The organism is Nocardia transvalensis (genome assembly GCF_015477765.1).
Classification (GTDB): Bacteria; Actinomycetota; Actinomycetes; order Mycobacteriales; family Mycobacteriaceae; genus Nocardia; species Nocardia transvalensis_A.
This window is the reverse complement of the sequence record NZ_JADLQQ010000015.1, coordinates 179928-194025: the sequence shown is the minus strand read 5'-3', so window position 1 is coordinate 194025 and position 14098 is coordinate 179928. Positions and strand designations below refer to the sequence as shown.

Genomic DNA, 14098 nt, shown 5'->3' with positions numbered 1-14098 from the left:
CCTGCGGTGCAGGGTGCACGGGCTGCGCCCGTGCACTGCGCAGACGCGCGGGCAAGCCCGCGCGGACCCGCAATCCGCAGAAAGCCCCGGGCTGCGCCCGGGGCCTTTATGCCTCCTCCGCGCTGGCCGCGTCTTCCGAAACGAATCAGCGGATAGGGACAATTGCGTAGATGCGCTCGGATCCGTTCTTATCGCACGTGACTGCCGAGAATCCGGTCCTACTGATTAGTTGGCCGCCTAGGGCTTGATCGGTCGCTACGAAACACCCCATGACGTATCGGCAGTTGCGTAAGCTGTCCGGAGGCCAACGCTTTTCCCTTCCCTGTATCTGCGTAACCAAACGATACATTTCGACCCATCCCCTTAATACTAACTTTCGTGCATGTTACTTTTTACGTAAGACTCAGGCGCTTGGATGTTGTCGCCAATTTCTTCGTGTCTTTCTTGGAAGCAATGATTGCTTCGGATGCGTAGCAGGCGCAGAGCATCAATGGAATTATTTCGGTGTGCATTCCAAACTCGACGAAGTACAAGGCGGAGCACGCATAGAGGGGCCCAAGCTCGATACGACGGTGGATCTCGACCATGAGGCGATGCGCGCTGGTCCTGATGATGCACATGAGTGCGTAGACCAAAGTCATTGTTTGCTCCGTTTATGGGCGGGATGAACTATTTGAGGGGTTGCTCGGGCTATTGTGCCGACTGGAGGTAACCCACTCGGGGTGAAAAGGACCGGCGGGTAGTTCTGCTGCCGTAACGAGGCGGTGGGTAGGTACCCACATGAGAGTTGGCAGCGGGCAGCTCTGGCGGTTTCCGTACATCGTTACCGCTCTTGCTTTACTGGCGGAGCGATGGGGATTGACGTTCCAGTTGCGAAGTTGAATATTGCGAGTTGGCCATGCGCGTTTCCGAGATGAATGGCGGTTTCGACGTCCGGCACAACACGCGAAATGTCGAGATACGCTTTGCCTGTGATAGGGTCACGCCACCCCCCGAGTACCGTATCAGGGTTAGTTAACTCCGAGCGCATCTCGGAGAGGTACTCGAAGATGTCCCCAGCGGTTACGCGTCCGGGAAAGATTCGCTCACACTCTGGGTATGTTGACACGGCAAATCCGCCAGTAACATCACGTCCGGTGTTCGGATCAATACTGAATCCTCCATCCGGAACGCTAAGAGCGTCTGCAAGGGCAACGAATTTACCGTATGCGTCCAGCAAAGAGAGGCTGTGCGGTGCTTGAATGCGCTCTAGTGATACAGTGGACATCGTATGTCTCCTGGATGTGTCGCGGGGTGGTCAGTCCCGCGCCTTGTTTGACAACTTTGACGATAGTGCAGCACTGCCGAGGGGCGCAATGGGAGTACCGAAACTTTCCGAAAGACGTCCGAAATGTCCGATACGGCCGCATCGTGGGCGGTTTTACCTGCGGTTTCGCCATCTAAAAAAGCGTGGTTCTACTGAATTAACTAAATTGAACGTCATCACTTTCGAAACATTGATTCGAGCCGTGTATCTTAGCCCGGATTGATCCTTCCGCCAATAGCCTTCTATCGGAGTAGGCGAAATGTGCAGACGGATACGGATGCGGTAAAAGCGATAGATGTATGTACATGCGACAAACCGCCGGAAGCATGTATGTACATGCGGCCAGAACGGCTAGCGAGCGCGCCCATCCGCCGGTAGCGACGGCCTCCGCAGTGTTGCCGAAACGTTATCTGATCACTCGTTCGTAAGGAGCTCGACGAGCGCGGCTGCTGCTGCAGTCTTCGCAGCGGCCTTCGTGGATCCGCTGCCGCTGGCGGTGTGCCCGGCGTAGGTGACGGATGTTGTGAAGGTGGGAGCGTGGTCGGGTCCGGTTTGGCGGGTGTCCCATTGCGGCGCAGTGGTTTTCGTCGTCTGCATGTGATGGTTGATCAGCGCGAGTGGATTCGCCGCGGAGTCGGAGGAGATGGTTATGGTCTGTGGGGCGGGTGCGGGAGTGGGGCTGTCCGAAGGGGTCGGCTGCGCGAATGCGGGCTCGTCGCTGCCAGCGTCGCTGGAGGCGAGGCCGGCGATGACGTGCAGGACTTGCCATGCTGCGACCTGCTGGGCGCCTTTCTTGGTGGAGGCGATCGCCCATCCCCCACGGTGATCACCGGCGGTCGCACGTGCCGCGAACTGTGGGCCGTGGACTGGGCCGGTTTGCCGATACTCGTATTCGGGTGCGTCGCCGAGGTTGTGTAGTTGCAGCCACACGGACAGCACGCTGGGACCGTGTTCCGGGTGGCGGGCTGCGGCTGCGGTGAGGGCATGCTCGAGGAGTTGGCCCCATGCGGGCCCGGCGCAGAGGGCCGTCGCGAGATCCTTCAAGGTGAGTTCGTCATTGGCGGTTCGTCGGCGGAACTCCTCTGCCAGGGCGGGAGGCGGTGCTGGATGCCCGACGGCGGCGGTGAGGACCTTGGTCCATCGGTTGGCGTCGAGTCCGGACAAGTCGGCGACGGCAGCTGTCGCGGTGGTCCTCTTGTCGTTCTCCTTGAGGACGGCTCTTTTGGCGTCTTTGGCTGCGTGGAGCCGCCGGGTGATGTCGTCCGCGATGCGGGTGAGCTCGGCGTGGCTGTAGGGCGCTGGTGTGCCTTCCAGGTGGGCGAAGATCGCCCGTTGGGTGATGAGGTCAGCGACGCGGCGTAGCGGTGATGTGGCATGCGTGTAGGCCGCTAGCGCTAGGGCGTAGTGGCCGTGCACGGTGCTGCCGTAGGAGGCGCGGCGCAAGGTGGCGTGTACGCGCTGGCGGATTCGCTCGAAGCGGACCGGATCGGATGCCGCCGTGGTGAGTTCATCGGCGATTTCTGCGCCGGCGCCGGTGACGGGGTTGGACTGTTGGTTTCGGAACAGGATCGGAAGGCCGCGTTCGGCGGCCCAGTGCGCGATCGAGGTGTTGGCCAGGATCATGATCTCCTGAACCACGATGTAGGCGGCGGTCCGTTGGGCTTGGGGAATCGCGGTGACGGCGCCATCTTCCGTGGTGGCCCAGCCCCGGGTGAGGTCGTAGAAGGCGAGCGCGCCGCCGTGCAACCGTGATGAGTGGAGCATCTTGGCAACGTGGTTGGCGTCGGCCATCTCGAGATGCAGGGGGTGGCCGGGGTTTTTGAGCGCTTGGGCGGCCTGCTGGTGGTCGAGCGCATGACAGCGACCGCCGGGAGTTTCGGTGTGGTTGATCTCGATCGCCTGGATCCGGCCCTCAGCCGAAAGAGCCACCAGGACCTGCATGGTCGGCCGGTCTGCGTCCTCGACCAGCGTGGCGGACTGCTCGATCTTCCCGCCGAGCATGGGGATCGTGCGTGTGGGCAGGTAGCGCGACTCGCAGCGCACATAGGCTTCCCTGTCGGCCGTCGAGCCCATAGGCAGGTGGTCGGCGACCGCGGCGATATGGATCTCGACCATCCAACCTCCGTCCGGAATGCGGTCCACCCGAAACGCGTCGTCGCGGTCGCGTGCGTGCGCACGGTCGATCATGAGCAGAGGACGGTCCCCGACGATCACAGGCGAACCCCTTCTCCAGCAGGGCCAATCAACAACGGAAGCGGACAGCGAGTGTGAGCGAAGCAGATCACGACCTCCCGCAGATGGTGCGACACGCGCAGCGCCTGGCATGCCAGACAGGAGCAGACCACCTCGGGATACCCCAGGCTAGGGGTGAATGCGTCGGCAGGTGCGGTCGCGGTTCATCGCACACCGCCGCGCCCGTGCCGCGCCGCCCGGGTGCGGCGGCTGACGCGTGCCATCGAAACCCCGTACAGCGCGGCAGTGAGGCCGATCGGGATCCAGAGCAGCAGCGCGCAGAGCCACATCACATCGGCGCGCAGGGCCAGGACGTACACGACGGCCAGGACCAGGAAGGCAACGAAGCTGATCAGGGGGCCGCGGATGTCGTTCATCATGGCGCGGATGTCCTCTCGGTCGATTCGCGGCGGAGGCAACGTGGTTCGTGTCGCTTCCCTCTCGCTGGGCGGGCGGTCGGTCCTGCCCCAGATGACATAAATCAGGATAGTGCGATAAGCATGGTGGTTCAGTGCCGGATATGTGTTGATACCGGTACGTCTATCGAGTCAGGTCTGAGCCGAGGGGTCGGCGACCCGCTCGTTGGCAAAACTGCCACCGTTGCGTACTCCGGCGAGGATCGACCCTCGCAATTCCTCGAGGTTGACTGCGACGTCGATGTCACGGGACCGGAGGTGTGGTCGTGCGTATCGGTACACCTTCTCGGCGAGATCGTCGGCGTCGTACGCCTGCACGATCAGCGGCTTGACATCTCGGGTGCGGCCGATGCGAGTCGAACGTGACCCGGTATGTCGTGGTCTGCGACGAGACCGCCAGCTCAAATGCATCAGATCTGTTGTCTGCCATGGTTGTTCGTCTCGAATCAGACGTGTTTTGCAGGGTCGTGGCCGGACCGGTGCCCGTCACGTCGGGTAGGGGTTAAGGGTGGAGTTCCAGGATGACCGCGCGGCGAGTGTCCTCGTCGCGGTGCACCGTCACCGGCAGGCCCCAGTACTCTTCGAGCCACGGCCCGGCTGCGACGAGGTGGTGGACCTGCAGCCCTTTCGTTAGCTGCACGCGCAGCAGCGCGCCGCCGCCGGCGGTGCGGTACACCTGCCGATCGAACCGCAGCGACGGCGGCAGGCCGGCGTAGAGAAAGGGCTGAACCTGATCGTGCAGTCCGGCCAGAACTGCACCGTGTACCGCCCAGGCCACTCTCGGGGTGAACTGGGCGAGGAAGTTCGCTCGCTGCCGCGCCCTCTCCACCACCGAACGCACCGCCAGTCCTACCACCATCGTCACGGCAGCGACCACCGTCGCGATCACTGCCGCCCGCCCGGCGGCCGGCCCGGCCGCCCGGCCGACGGCATGCCCGATCACCCCCAGGGTCAGGAACCCTCCTGCCACGACCACCGTGGCCATCGCGACGGCGGCCAGCTGGTTCGGGGTCCGAATCGGTAGGCGGCGCATCAGTGCCGGCCTTTCGGTTCTGCCGCCGCCGTCCGCTGGTGAATGTCGTGGGTGTAGTCGTACTCGATGTCGATGCGGTGCGGCACGTCCGCGGTGGTGGGCCGCTGATCCTGGTGGCGGGCCGGGTGGACTGCCCATTCGATGGCCTTGCCGTGAGCGGCCGCGTAGTCGATTTCGGCACTCGTGGATTCGCCGCAGTACAACGTGTCGTCGGTGACCACGACAATCCGATCGGACATGTCGATCTTTCGGCGGTGCAGCTCGTCCAGAAGCACCTTCTTCTCGCCGGTCTGGTCCTCGGGCGCGACGACACAGAACGGCGCGAGCACGATGATGCCAGCGGCGGTCAGGCGGGCGGACTCCTCGAGCATTTGCTCGAAGAAACGCATGCTTCCGCACAGCGTAGCCACCGGCGGGCGGGCCGCAGTGGGCTGAATGTCTCTGCTGCTCATAGTGTTTGGGAACTTCCTTCGCTCGGCCGGTGCCGGCTGGGCGGATCTGACCGGGGGGTTGCCGTCAGCCGCGCAGGGCGGCCAGGTCGGTCAGCGCTGCGCGGGTGGCGTGCATGCGGTAGATGGCGTGGAACTGCTCGCCGGTTTCGGTGGTCCCGTCCAGCTCGAACCTCCACGTCGTGACGTCGCTCTCGGCACGGACCGTCGATCCGTCTGCCAGCAGCTGGGCCAGGTGGCCAAGGGCTGTTTCGGGGGTGATCTCCTCGCGGTAGGTATCGCACCCGGGGTAGGTGATCTCGCGGTGCACGGTGATGCGTTTGCTCATGTCTGATGGCTCCTGTTGTGTCGCTGAGGGATTGGTTATGGGTCGAGGGAGGGTTCGGGTTGAGCGGTGCGGAGTTGCTGGACCTTGTCGGGGTTGTCGGTGCGCCACTGCGCCCAGCTCGAATCTGTGAGCTTCCAGGTAATCCATCGGGGGATGTCTGGAGTGGGCGTGAATGGCTCCCTGTCGTGGATGCAGCGCTCACACAGTTGTGTCCCATCGGCCGACCGCCACGAGAACCACAGGTGGTTGTCGCAGAAGTAGAGGCCGCATCCCTTGTCGCCGCCGTACGGCTCTCCGCCGCACACGTAAGACAGGCCGCGGTCGATCTCGGCGGTGCAGCCGGGATGGTCGCAGTGCGCTGGCACTCCATACCCGATGTCGCGGTTCCATTTCGGGTCGAATCCGACAGACCAGCCCATCAGGTGATCTCCTTCGTCCTACGGGCTTATTTCGGTGGGTGGATGAGCGGGTCGATCTAAGAGATGCGTGACGCCGTTGTCCCTGCTGCGGTCACCTCGTTGTGACCGTGGGCCGACCCGTGCCCGGGTGTCACCAGATTTCGGTGTGCTCGGCCTTGCACTCGATGCAGCGCCACACCCGACCGCACTGGCGATCGTCCCCGTCGAGAATCACGCCATTGGGTGACATCCCGCGGTCTGCCGAGCACTCGGTGCAGTCCATGAATGAGTCTTGGTCACCGCTCACGTCGAGCGCGGCATCCGGCACTGCGTAGCCATAGTTGGCCAGCCATTCCTGCACCATCAGTGCGGGCGCGTCCGGCCCCAGCTGAGCGCGGGCGTAGCGCACCAACGCGCCCACGGTCCGTGCCCTAGCCAGCTCTGCGCGATGGATATCAGTGGTCACGGGTCTTTCCTCTCGGGCGAGTGCGGAACCAATCTCACGAGACCAGCACACCTAGCCGGTCGGGAACCCCTGGACCTCGGCGGGTGGGGCGAAAGTTGTGGGTCTCAGTCCTGGTCAGACGGGGATCAGAGAGGTGGCGGATTCCCGTGCGACACAACACAGCATAGTGCATTACGCGATGTGGTTCAACGCCCTGATTGCTCGGCCTGTCACGCAGGGGGGCAGCTGTTAGCCGTGCGGGGCAAAGGGGCACAAGGCGTCAGCGGACGGGTTCCTGCTCCGCGGCAAGGTGGCCGGTCAACTGTCCGGCGAGCCGAAGCAGGCGCAACTGAACCGGGGTGATGACGCGGATGCCGTCGGGGCGTTGGCTATCGAGCAGATCGATCAGGGCGAGCATGAACTCCGGAGCCAGACGGAAATCGTGGACGGCCGCTTCGGTGAACAGCCACGCGGCGCCGGCCTGCGGATGCTCGAGCCAGCCGTCGCGGATCACTTCGATTCTGTCCTCGACACCGAGGAACCGAGGGGTTGTCACATCTGGATCGGCTACCGTTCGGCCGAGGGCGTGAACTGTCCTGTAGGCATCGTGCAACTCCCACTCCCAACTGGGGTGGCCGTACGTGCTGGGGTCGTAGATGGGCCGGACGGTGTTCATCGGGAATCTCCTGGAGATGTGGCCGGATTGGATCTGGATCGCGATAGGTGAGGCGACCACCGGAGCGACCGGGGATCAGGCGCTGAGGAGGTGATCACATTGACGGGCTGACGAATTTTGCTGGGGCGCAAGGAGAGCGGGCACACGGTGGCAGGCGCCGCGCACTGTTCCGGCGGCGCCGACCAGGGTGATGGAGCAGATCTTCGCCGCGGTCTCCTTCTTCACGAACTCCTGGCGCCGGATCGATCGGACGGTGGCGCCGCTGATTCCGGCGAGCTCACCGATCTGGTCGGATGTCAGAAGGCGTAGCAGATCAGTGATGTACTTCCATACCGGTTCGGCCGGGACATGGCCCTGCACACAGGCATGGCAGCGCTTGGCGTTGGCCCGGCGGGTCTGGAATTCCCGCCCACAGGAGCATCGAAGGGTGCGGAGTTCGGACTTGGAACGTCCGATGGCTGGTTTCGCCAAGCCGAGCCAGGCGTGCAACTGCCGCCATTCGCTGTCGACCGAGCAGTCGTAGCCGCCGGCGATTGCATGTTGTTCGTTCTGGTCGACCGCATCGTGTCCGCACTGACGTTGGACTGGGCAGGTAGCGCAGATGAGCTTGGCTTGCCGGGCTTGCGCCGGAGTGTCCGGATACCAGAGATCCGGCTCGGGATGGGCTCGACAGGCGGCGTGGTGGCTCCAGTGGTCGGTGAGCGGTTCGGCGGCCGCCAGGTTCTCGTTCGTGGCGAGCACCTTGTCGGTGGCCAGGCGGCGGGGTGCCGCGGAAACGCTGTGCAGCGAGGCCTGGCTGTTGTCCGACTGGGCGAGTCGTAGTGTGTTCCTCATGGTGTAAAGCCTTCGGGCGCAGGCTGATTCGGATTGTGATCAGGAAAGGGCACAGCCCTCGTTGCCGTCGTCCGGTTCCCGGGTCGCCGTCGGTGGCAGCAGGGCATCGACGTAGTTTCGGACCCGGGGGAACCGGTAGAGATAGGCGATGCACAGCACGCCGCCCCACGTCAGTCCTAGGAGGACGGCGCCCTGAATTCGTTGGCCGCGGTGTCGGCGGCCGCACTTGGCGCAGGTGCGTTCCTCCGTTCGCCGCCAGGCCCAGATCGCAATGACGACAGCGACGCCGAGATAGACCATGCCGACAAACACGAGGCTGAACTGGATCGCGTCCCTCAGGGTCATCGGAGCTCCTCCTCGAGTACGGCGTGCTGCGCGATCACGGCAGTGTTGTCTCCGGCATCCGGTTCGGTCTCGGTGGTGGCGCAGGAGGGATCGCGGTGTTCGTAGTGGGTGAGTTCATCGCGAACCCCGACGCGGTTCCAGTCGTGCCCACACTGGGGCGGGGCAGCGGTGGCGCGGTCCAGCCGCATCGCCCAGCGGGCGTCGCCCAGCGCCGTGTGTCGCTCGTCCGGGCCGGGCGGCTGGATCCCGCAGGCCAGCGAGATCTGTTCGGCCGTGACCGGTGCCGGTACGGGCAGCGGAACGCCGAGGGAGGCGCGGCCGTTGAGCCAGCCCTCCGCGTGGGTGGCGACGTCGCGCAGGTAGTACTTCCAGGCTGGCCTGAGCCGGTGCACCCGGAGCATCCGAGCGAGGCCTTCGGCGTCGAAGCTGGGCACGATCCCGGCGACGATCGCGCTGCGGGTCCAGCGCTCGACGACAACCGCGGCATCGCGTGCGGTGAGCAGGCCGCTCTCGCCGGTGCTGAGCGGGTGATCGAGACCCTCCGGCGTGCAGTACTGCGGGTGACGTCGGTAAAAGCCGCTGATCTCCAGGGAGCGTTCGTCGGCGTCGGCCAGGTCCACGTCGGCGATGAAGATCCGGGTTTCACGCAGGGGACCCGCGTTACCGTCGTCGAGGACCATGCCGATTTCCCAGACGTGGCGGTAGTCGGGATGCAGATGCGTGGTCTCGGTGTCGAGGTACACGGTCGGTCGATGGTTCCGGGCGGGCGCTGTCACGGAATCCTCCTGGGTGGCAGGGAGTTCGGTGGGGTGCCGACGGGTGTCACGGGGTGCTCGCTGTTGTCGTGGCGCACGGTACTCAGAGGTCCGACACTGGCGGCGTCGCTCAGCCCGCGGCTTGGACGCGGGGTCAGTAGGCGGAGTAGACGTTGTCGATCGAGCCGTAGCGGTCGGCGGCGTAGTTGCAGGCTGCGGTGATGTTGGCGACCGGGTCGTATGGGTCCCAGGCAGTGCCTTCGACGTGGTAGGCGGTGAAGGTGGGGTCGATGACCTGCAGCAGCCCCTTGGACGGGATGCCCGCGGCCGCGTTCGAGTCGTAGAGGTTGACGGCGCGCGGATTGCCACCGGACTCGCGCATGATGTTGCGATGGATGCCCGAGTAGCTCCCTGGGATCCCGTGCTCGCGCATGACGTCGAGGGCCTCGAGGATCCAGCCGTCGAGATCGTCGGTGTATCGCTGATGTGCAGGGAGAAGATGCGGTTCCAGAGCAGGCCCGGCAGCACCGGCGGGTGCAGCTCCGGTGGACGGCGCCCCCAGCGCTAGGGCCACGACCACAGCCGCGAGAACGGACGACGCGGTTCGGACCGCGGGGGTGACGGTGTTTCTGTGCCGGAAAGGCTTGTGCAACATCGCATTTCTCCTTCAGTGGTGCGGGTCTGGAACTGGCGTGGGGAATGGATGGATGGTGTGTTTCAGCGGGTCATCCGGCGGGTGATGAAGTCGGCGGCCGCGGCGACGGTGCTGCCGTAGCCGACGTGGGCGGCGATGTCGGTGCCCACGTGGTCGCACACCGGGTCACCGGGTGCACAGAAGTGGCGGGTGCGATCCCGAAAACGGTCTGGCACATCCGCTCCGGCCCGTTGCAGCGGATCGCCGAACAGCACGACGGCTGCAATACCGGAGGCGAGATCGACGGGCAGCCGGGACAGGCCGGGAACGAGGAGGGTCGCGTCACTGCCCAGCGATGCCTGAACGACGACAGCGCCCTGCGAGTAGCCGACCAGCACGAACCGCTGCGCAGGACACGCGCCGGCCTGGCGGATCAGATGCGCGACGAGGTCGGCGGTCCCGCGGGGAATCGACCAGGGGTCGAGCAGATCGGCGGGATAGTCCACCCGGTGCGCGGTGACCGAAAGCGGCGCTCGCGTGGCGATCGCGTCGAACAGCGGATCGCCGACCTCGGCGCCGAGCACGCCGGGCTCGGCGGTCCCCCGCGCGGCCACGACATCGACCCCCGCACACGTGGGCGCGGCCCAGGCCGGGGCCGTGGTGAGAGGGATGCCAGCGGCCAGCAGGAGCGCGACCGCGGCCGCCGGCATCCAGTGCCGGCGGTGACCTGGGGGACCAATCCAGACCGCCGGCAGCGGGAGGCGGATTCTGGAGCTGCGAAACAGATTGTGCATCACAGATTTCCGATCTCGAGACCGCACATGACATCGCCGGGAATCGCACGCTGGGGCGGCTGGGTATCGGGGGGGGGAGCCGGCTCTCCCGGGCTGGCCAGGAGAGCGACAGGGCCCTTCAGTTCGTGAGGCGTTCCTGGGCCAGGTCCCAGAGATCGCGGTTGAGCCTCAGGCCCTCACCGATTCCGCGCACCGGCCGTGTGCGAGTGTGGCGGCCGTTGCGGGTGACGTTGCGGGTCAGCAGCCCGCCACCGATGAGATTGGCCTGCACGATGTTGTAGGTGCTCCACAGCGTCGCGGGGCGCTCCTCGTAGTTGCGCGGCCGTAGCAGCAACTTGGCGTCGATCGGCGCCGGATGCTCCGGGTCGTCCCACTTCAGGCCGAGGGCAGCCTGAGCGAAGGCGATCCGCTCGTCCTCGCTCAGCACGACCGCGTCCATGGCGTTGCGGGACTCGTCGACGAGGTCGAAGTTGGAGACGATGGTCTGGGCCGCATCCACGACCCGGTTGGCGACATCACCGAGGTGCGGGATCCGGATGTCGTCGATGATCGAGCCGACCACCAGGCCGTTGCGGCACCTCTTGCGGAAGCGGGCCGCCACCGTGCGGAAGGAGCCGCCGCCGTCGTGGGCGTTGAGCACGCCGATCTCGTTCGGTTCCTCGGTGTCGCTGCCGAGGACGTCAATGTGGCGGAATCGCAGCATGTGCCGGGTGTATTCCACCCGGTCGGCGTCGCGGGTGCGCGCCTGGGCCGCCATGTAGGGCTCGAACCCTTCCTCGCGCAGCGCAGCCAGCACGTCGGCGGTGGACAGATAGGTGTAGCGGTCGCTGCGGTCGCGATACTTCTCGGTTGCGAAGACCGAGGGGGCGACCGTGCGGATTTCCTCATCGGTCAGCGGCCGGTCGACGCGTACAACGGTGTGCTTATCTCGCCTCGGCACCTTGATGAGCGGCGGTGAAACCACCATGGGATCACTCCTCGAATAGGGCGGGGTGGTCAGTCCCGCGATCAGTTGGACAACTTTTACGATAACGCGCGAGGAACTATGGCGCAATAGGCAGGTTGCCGGTGGTGCGCCAGCCGCCGGAGCAGCTAGCCCGAAGGTGCGTATGGACACATCATTGCCCCAAGGTGCAAAGCGCATTATGGTAGAGAATGTCATCACTTCCGGCGAGACCAACCATCCCGCCCTCACCGCAAAGGCGCGTGTCCATGTCCAGTTCGAAGGCCCTCATCGCCCGGCGAATCGCCGAAGCCGTCTCGGCGGCGTGGTATTCCGCGACGCCATGCGCCGAGCGCATTGACATCCCCCTCGGTGCCGTCGCCGCCCTGGCGCTCATCCAGCCCCTCGACCACGCTAAAGCTCAGGCCATGGCAGCCACCCTGCGAGCCACCGGCGAGCCGGAACTGCTGCGCGAACTCGAGCGGCTCTGGGACCTCGTCTGGGTCATGGGCAACCCCTATCTCGTCACCGTCGCCGCACCCGTGCACGACTGGATCCGCGAGAACCCCGATTCCCAAACCATCGCCGCGGTTCGGTCGGTGATGACCGCCGCACTCGACACCGGCATCCACGAACTCACCGGAGACATGGACCCGGCCCACCGCTCCGACGCAGACCTGCTCGGCGAGGTCCTGACCGCATTGCGCGCCCCTGGAGCGCGAAAAGGCATAGGTGAGTACCACACTCCCCCGGACATCGCCGAGCTCGCCGCCCGCATGGTCTTCCAGTCCGAAGGCGGCTTGCGCGAGCCCGGTACGAGCGTCCTCGACTGCGCAGTGGGCACCGGCGATCTCATCCGCGGCGCAGCGCAAGCAATCCGCGCCGCCGGCGGCAACCCTGCCGACTATCGCTGGGTTCTCGGGGACATCAACCCACTCGCGGCCGCCGCCTGCGCGGTGAACGCGTTCGTCTGGGGGCTCGGCCCGGACGTGCTGATCTACTGTGCCGACAGCTTGGCCGATCCCACCGCTCCCGAACGCGAAGCCGAACATCGCCACGCCGTTCTCGCCCACTATGCCGACCAGTTCACCAGGGCCCGGTGCATCGCGGCCACCCGCGACGCTATGCGCCTCCTCGGCTGCTGTCATAGAAGTCGCCGCATACCTGGACCGGCCTTGCGCCGCCGCAACAGTGGCGGTGACAAGGGTGGACTTCCGGACAGGGATCGATGACGTGTGGGACCGGAGCCGAAAGTTCCCCGGCGTCGGCAAACGCACGATCACCCGTCCCGCTCTGGCATCAGGGCATCGGAGCCGTCTGGAGCACGAGCGATGACACACCCTCACACAAGACCCTCGATCCACTATTTCCGGCGGACCGGCGAACGACTCGCTCCGCTGCCGGGCGGCATCCTCGACCCGGGACACATCCCGGCAGTCTTTGCCGCGGCCCGGGACCAGATCTTCGACCGCTTCGCGTCCGAGACCGACGGCCTGGACCTGGACCGGATCGCCACCTACTTCGACGACCTCGGCCTGCATCGCGTGTCTCTGCTCATCATCGACCACACCAGGGCCGAGGAGCTCACGCAGCTCGTACACGACACCCTGGGGTTCGAGGTGTCGCCGGAGGTATCCGGAGCCTATCTCGCCCACCTGGATACGGCGTTCGTCTTCCGTAACCGGGACCTCGAGGACCACAACGGACCCGAGTACACCGAATCCGTTGCCGTGCACGAGCTGGGACACGGCTCGGCGCGCCACCAGATGATGCGCGCTGTCGTGCTGGATGGGATCGGCACCATAGTGGATCCCATACGCCTCGGCCATATCGTCCAACCCCCCTCCGGTGCCGTACTCGGCCGATTCTGGGAAGAGGGGTTCGCCGAATACCTCTCCGGTCGATACGTCAGCGACGTGCTCGGGTTGCCCCGCGGACTGGCCCGCCGTGCCGCTGACACCGACATCGCCACCGGCGCCCGCAGCGGACGGACGGTCCAGGTACCGACAAAGTACTTTTTCGCGTATCCGCCTGCCGCGTCGTCGGTGGCCGCGGGCGGTGCCGCGCTCGCCGCGGCCGCGCTCGATCTGCTCGTCGCCCGCGATCCTGCCCTCCTGCCGGCGCTGCTGCGCGCCCGCTGCACGGTCACCGCCCAGCGCGAAGTCATCGCCCGCATCAACGCCCTCGCGCCGGGCCTGTACCGCGAGCTCCGCGACCATTACAACGAGGAAGCAGTGTTCCTCGACGGTCTGTACCACCTCACAGAAGCCCTCGACACCGATCTTTGCGCCGACACGGCCGCGCCCCCTTCGGAAATCCGGAATGCAGGTCTGCGCGCTGCGGCCCAATCCGGGCAGAGCGGGTCGGTGGCGCTGCACTCCGACCCTGCCGAGGACCCGCTCGTCCCTCCGGGCACCCCTCACACGGATCCGGGTGCTACCGCTGATGCCGGGGCAGGCGTCTAGCCGCATCTCTTCGGACGGCCCGGATGCTGCCGAGCGGCGCCGCGC

General features: G+C 65.6%; 17 protein-coding genes. 2 read left to right on the top strand and 15 right to left on the bottom strand.

Going from position 1 to position 14098, the window contains the following annotated elements; genetic code table 11:
• Positions 1-1720 precede the first annotated feature (1720 nt).
• The 15 genes from IU452_RS34820 to IU452_RS34750 all read right to left on the bottom strand — a co-directional run bounded on the left by IU452_RS34820 (position 1721) and on the right by IU452_RS34750 (position 11612).
• On the bottom strand, positions 1721-3520 hold the full coding sequence (locus IU452_RS34820; RefSeq protein ID WP_195113508.1) for an RNB domain-containing ribonuclease: 1800 nt from the start codon (positions 3518-3520) through the stop codon (positions 1721-1723).
• A 182-nt stretch (positions 3521-3702) separates the two neighbouring features.
• Positions 3703-3918, bottom strand: a complete 216-nt coding sequence (locus tag IU452_RS34815) for a hypothetical protein (protein WP_195113507.1) — start codon at positions 3916-3918, stop codon at positions 3703-3705.
• Positions 3919-4086: 168 nt separating this feature from the next.
• Positions 4087-4272, bottom strand: coding sequence for a hypothetical protein (locus IU452_RS34810; protein WP_195113506.1), 186 nt, complete (start codon positions 4270-4272; stop codon positions 4087-4089).
• A 184-nt stretch (positions 4273-4456) separates the two neighbouring features.
• The gene (locus IU452_RS34805) at positions 4457-4987 is read right to left on the bottom strand and encodes a hypothetical protein (protein WP_195113505.1); all 531 of its coding nucleotides are present in this window, start codon (positions 4985-4987) and stop codon (positions 4457-4459) included.
• On the bottom strand, positions 4987-5376 hold the full coding sequence (locus tag IU452_RS34800; RefSeq protein ID WP_228819255.1) for a hypothetical protein: 390 nt from the start codon (positions 5374-5376) through the stop codon (positions 4987-4989). Before IU452_RS34800 ends, IU452_RS34805 begins: the two co-directional genes overlap by 1 nt.
• 127 nt (positions 5377-5503) lie before the next feature.
• On the bottom strand, positions 5504-5764 hold the full coding sequence (locus IU452_RS34795) for a hypothetical protein (protein WP_195113503.1): 261 nt from the start codon (positions 5762-5764) through the stop codon (positions 5504-5506).
• A 35-nt stretch (positions 5765-5799) separates the two neighbouring features.
• Positions 5800-6183, bottom strand: coding sequence for a hypothetical protein (locus tag IU452_RS34790; RefSeq protein WP_195113502.1), 384 nt, complete (start codon positions 6181-6183; stop codon positions 5800-5802).
• 130 nt (positions 6184-6313) lie between these two features.
• A complete protein-coding gene (locus IU452_RS34785; RefSeq protein ID WP_195113501.1) occupies positions 6314-6628 on the bottom strand; it encodes a hypothetical protein in 315 nt (104 codons plus the stop codon).
• Positions 6629-6887: 259 nt separating this feature from the next.
• A complete protein-coding gene (locus IU452_RS34780) occupies positions 6888-7283 on the bottom strand; it encodes a hypothetical protein (protein ID WP_195113500.1) in 396 nt (131 codons plus the stop codon).
• A 75-nt stretch (positions 7284-7358) separates the two neighbouring features.
• Entirely contained in the window at positions 7359-8117 is a 759-nt protein-coding gene (locus IU452_RS34775) for a WhiB family transcriptional regulator (RefSeq protein WP_195113499.1), read from the bottom strand.
• A gap of 39 nt (positions 8118-8156) precedes the next feature.
• On the bottom strand, positions 8157-8462 hold the full coding sequence (locus tag IU452_RS34770; RefSeq protein WP_195113498.1) for a hypothetical protein: 306 nt from the start codon (positions 8460-8462) through the stop codon (positions 8157-8159).
• Positions 8459-9238, bottom strand: coding sequence for a hypothetical protein (locus tag IU452_RS34765; RefSeq protein ID WP_195113497.1), 780 nt, complete (start codon positions 9236-9238; stop codon positions 8459-8461). Before IU452_RS34765 ends, IU452_RS34770 begins: the two co-directional genes overlap by 4 nt.
• Positions 9239-9371: 133 nt before the next feature.
• Entirely contained in the window at positions 9372-9872 is a 501-nt protein-coding gene (locus IU452_RS34760) for a transglycosylase SLT domain-containing protein (RefSeq protein ID WP_195113496.1), read from the bottom strand.
• 62 nt (positions 9873-9934) lie between these two features.
• Positions 9935-10561, bottom strand: a complete 627-nt coding sequence (locus IU452_RS34755) for a cutinase family protein (RefSeq protein ID WP_195113495.1) — start codon at positions 10559-10561, stop codon at positions 9935-9937.
• Positions 10562-10763: 202 nt separating this feature from the next.
• Entirely contained in the window at positions 10764-11612 is an 849-nt protein-coding gene (locus IU452_RS34750) for a DUF932 domain-containing protein (RefSeq protein WP_195113494.1), read from the bottom strand.
• A gap of 245 nt (positions 11613-11857) precedes the next feature.
• Here IU452_RS34750 and IU452_RS34745 point away from each other — a divergent pair, with 245 nt between their 5' ends.
• Both IU452_RS34745 and IU452_RS34740 read left to right on the top strand, forming a co-directional pair.
• On the top strand, positions 11858-12820 hold the full coding sequence (locus tag IU452_RS34745) for an N-6 DNA methylase (RefSeq protein ID WP_195113493.1): 963 nt from the start codon (positions 11858-11860) through the stop codon (positions 12818-12820).
• Between the two features lie 99 nt (positions 12821-12919).
• Positions 12920-14053 (top strand): hypothetical protein, encoded by a 1134-nt coding sequence (locus IU452_RS34740; RefSeq protein WP_195113492.1) that lies wholly within the window; start codon positions 12920-12922, stop codon positions 14051-14053.
• Positions 14054-14098: the final 45 nt, after the last annotated feature.

Excerpts from the sequence above, each read along its gene's own strand:
- IU452_RS34815 (WP_195113507.1), bottom strand. The coding sequence starts at position 3,918 with ATGATGAACGACATCCGCGGCCCCCTGATCAGCTTCGTTGCCTTCCTG.
- IU452_RS34805 (WP_195113505.1), bottom strand. The coding sequence starts at position 4,987 with ATGCGCCGCCTACCGATTCGGACCCCGAACCAGCTGGCCGCCGTCGCG.
- IU452_RS34800 (WP_228819255.1), bottom strand. The coding sequence starts at position 5,376 with ATGCGTTTCTTCGAGCAAATGCTCGAGGAGTCCGCCCGCCTGACCGCC.
- IU452_RS34795 (WP_195113503.1), bottom strand. The coding sequence starts at position 5,764 with ATGAGCAAACGCATCACCGTGCACCGCGAGATCACCTACCCCGGGTGC.
- IU452_RS34790 (WP_195113502.1), bottom strand. The coding sequence starts at position 6,183 with ATGGGCTGGTCTGTCGGATTCGACCCGAAATGGAACCGCGACATCGGG.
- IU452_RS34780 (WP_195113500.1), bottom strand. The coding sequence starts at position 7,283 with ATGAACACCGTCCGGCCCATCTACGACCCCAGCACGTACGGCCACCCC.
- IU452_RS34775 (WP_195113499.1), bottom strand. The coding sequence starts at position 8,117 with ATGAGGAACACACTACGACTCGCCCAGTCGGACAACAGCCAGGCCTCG.
- IU452_RS34770 (WP_195113498.1), bottom strand. The coding sequence starts at position 8,462 with ATGACCCTGAGGGACGCGATCCAGTTCAGCCTCGTGTTTGTCGGCATG.
- IU452_RS34760 (WP_195113496.1), bottom strand. The coding sequence starts at position 9,872 with ATGTTGCACAAGCCTTTCCGGCACAGAAACACCGTCACCCCCGCGGTC.
- IU452_RS34755 (WP_195113495.1), bottom strand. The coding sequence starts at position 10,561 with ATGCCGGCGGCCGCGGTCGCGCTCCTGCTGGCCGCTGGCATCCCTCTC.
- IU452_RS34750 (WP_195113494.1), bottom strand. The coding sequence starts at position 11,612 with ATGGTGGTTTCACCGCCGCTCATCAAGGTGCCGAGGCGAGATAAGCAC.
- IU452_RS34745 (WP_195113493.1), top strand. The coding sequence starts at position 11,858 with ATGTCCAGTTCGAAGGCCCTCATCGCCCGGCGAATCGCCGAAGCCGTC.
- IU452_RS34740 (WP_195113492.1), top strand. The coding sequence starts at position 12,920 with ATGACACACCCTCACACAAGACCCTCGATCCACTATTTCCGGCGGACC.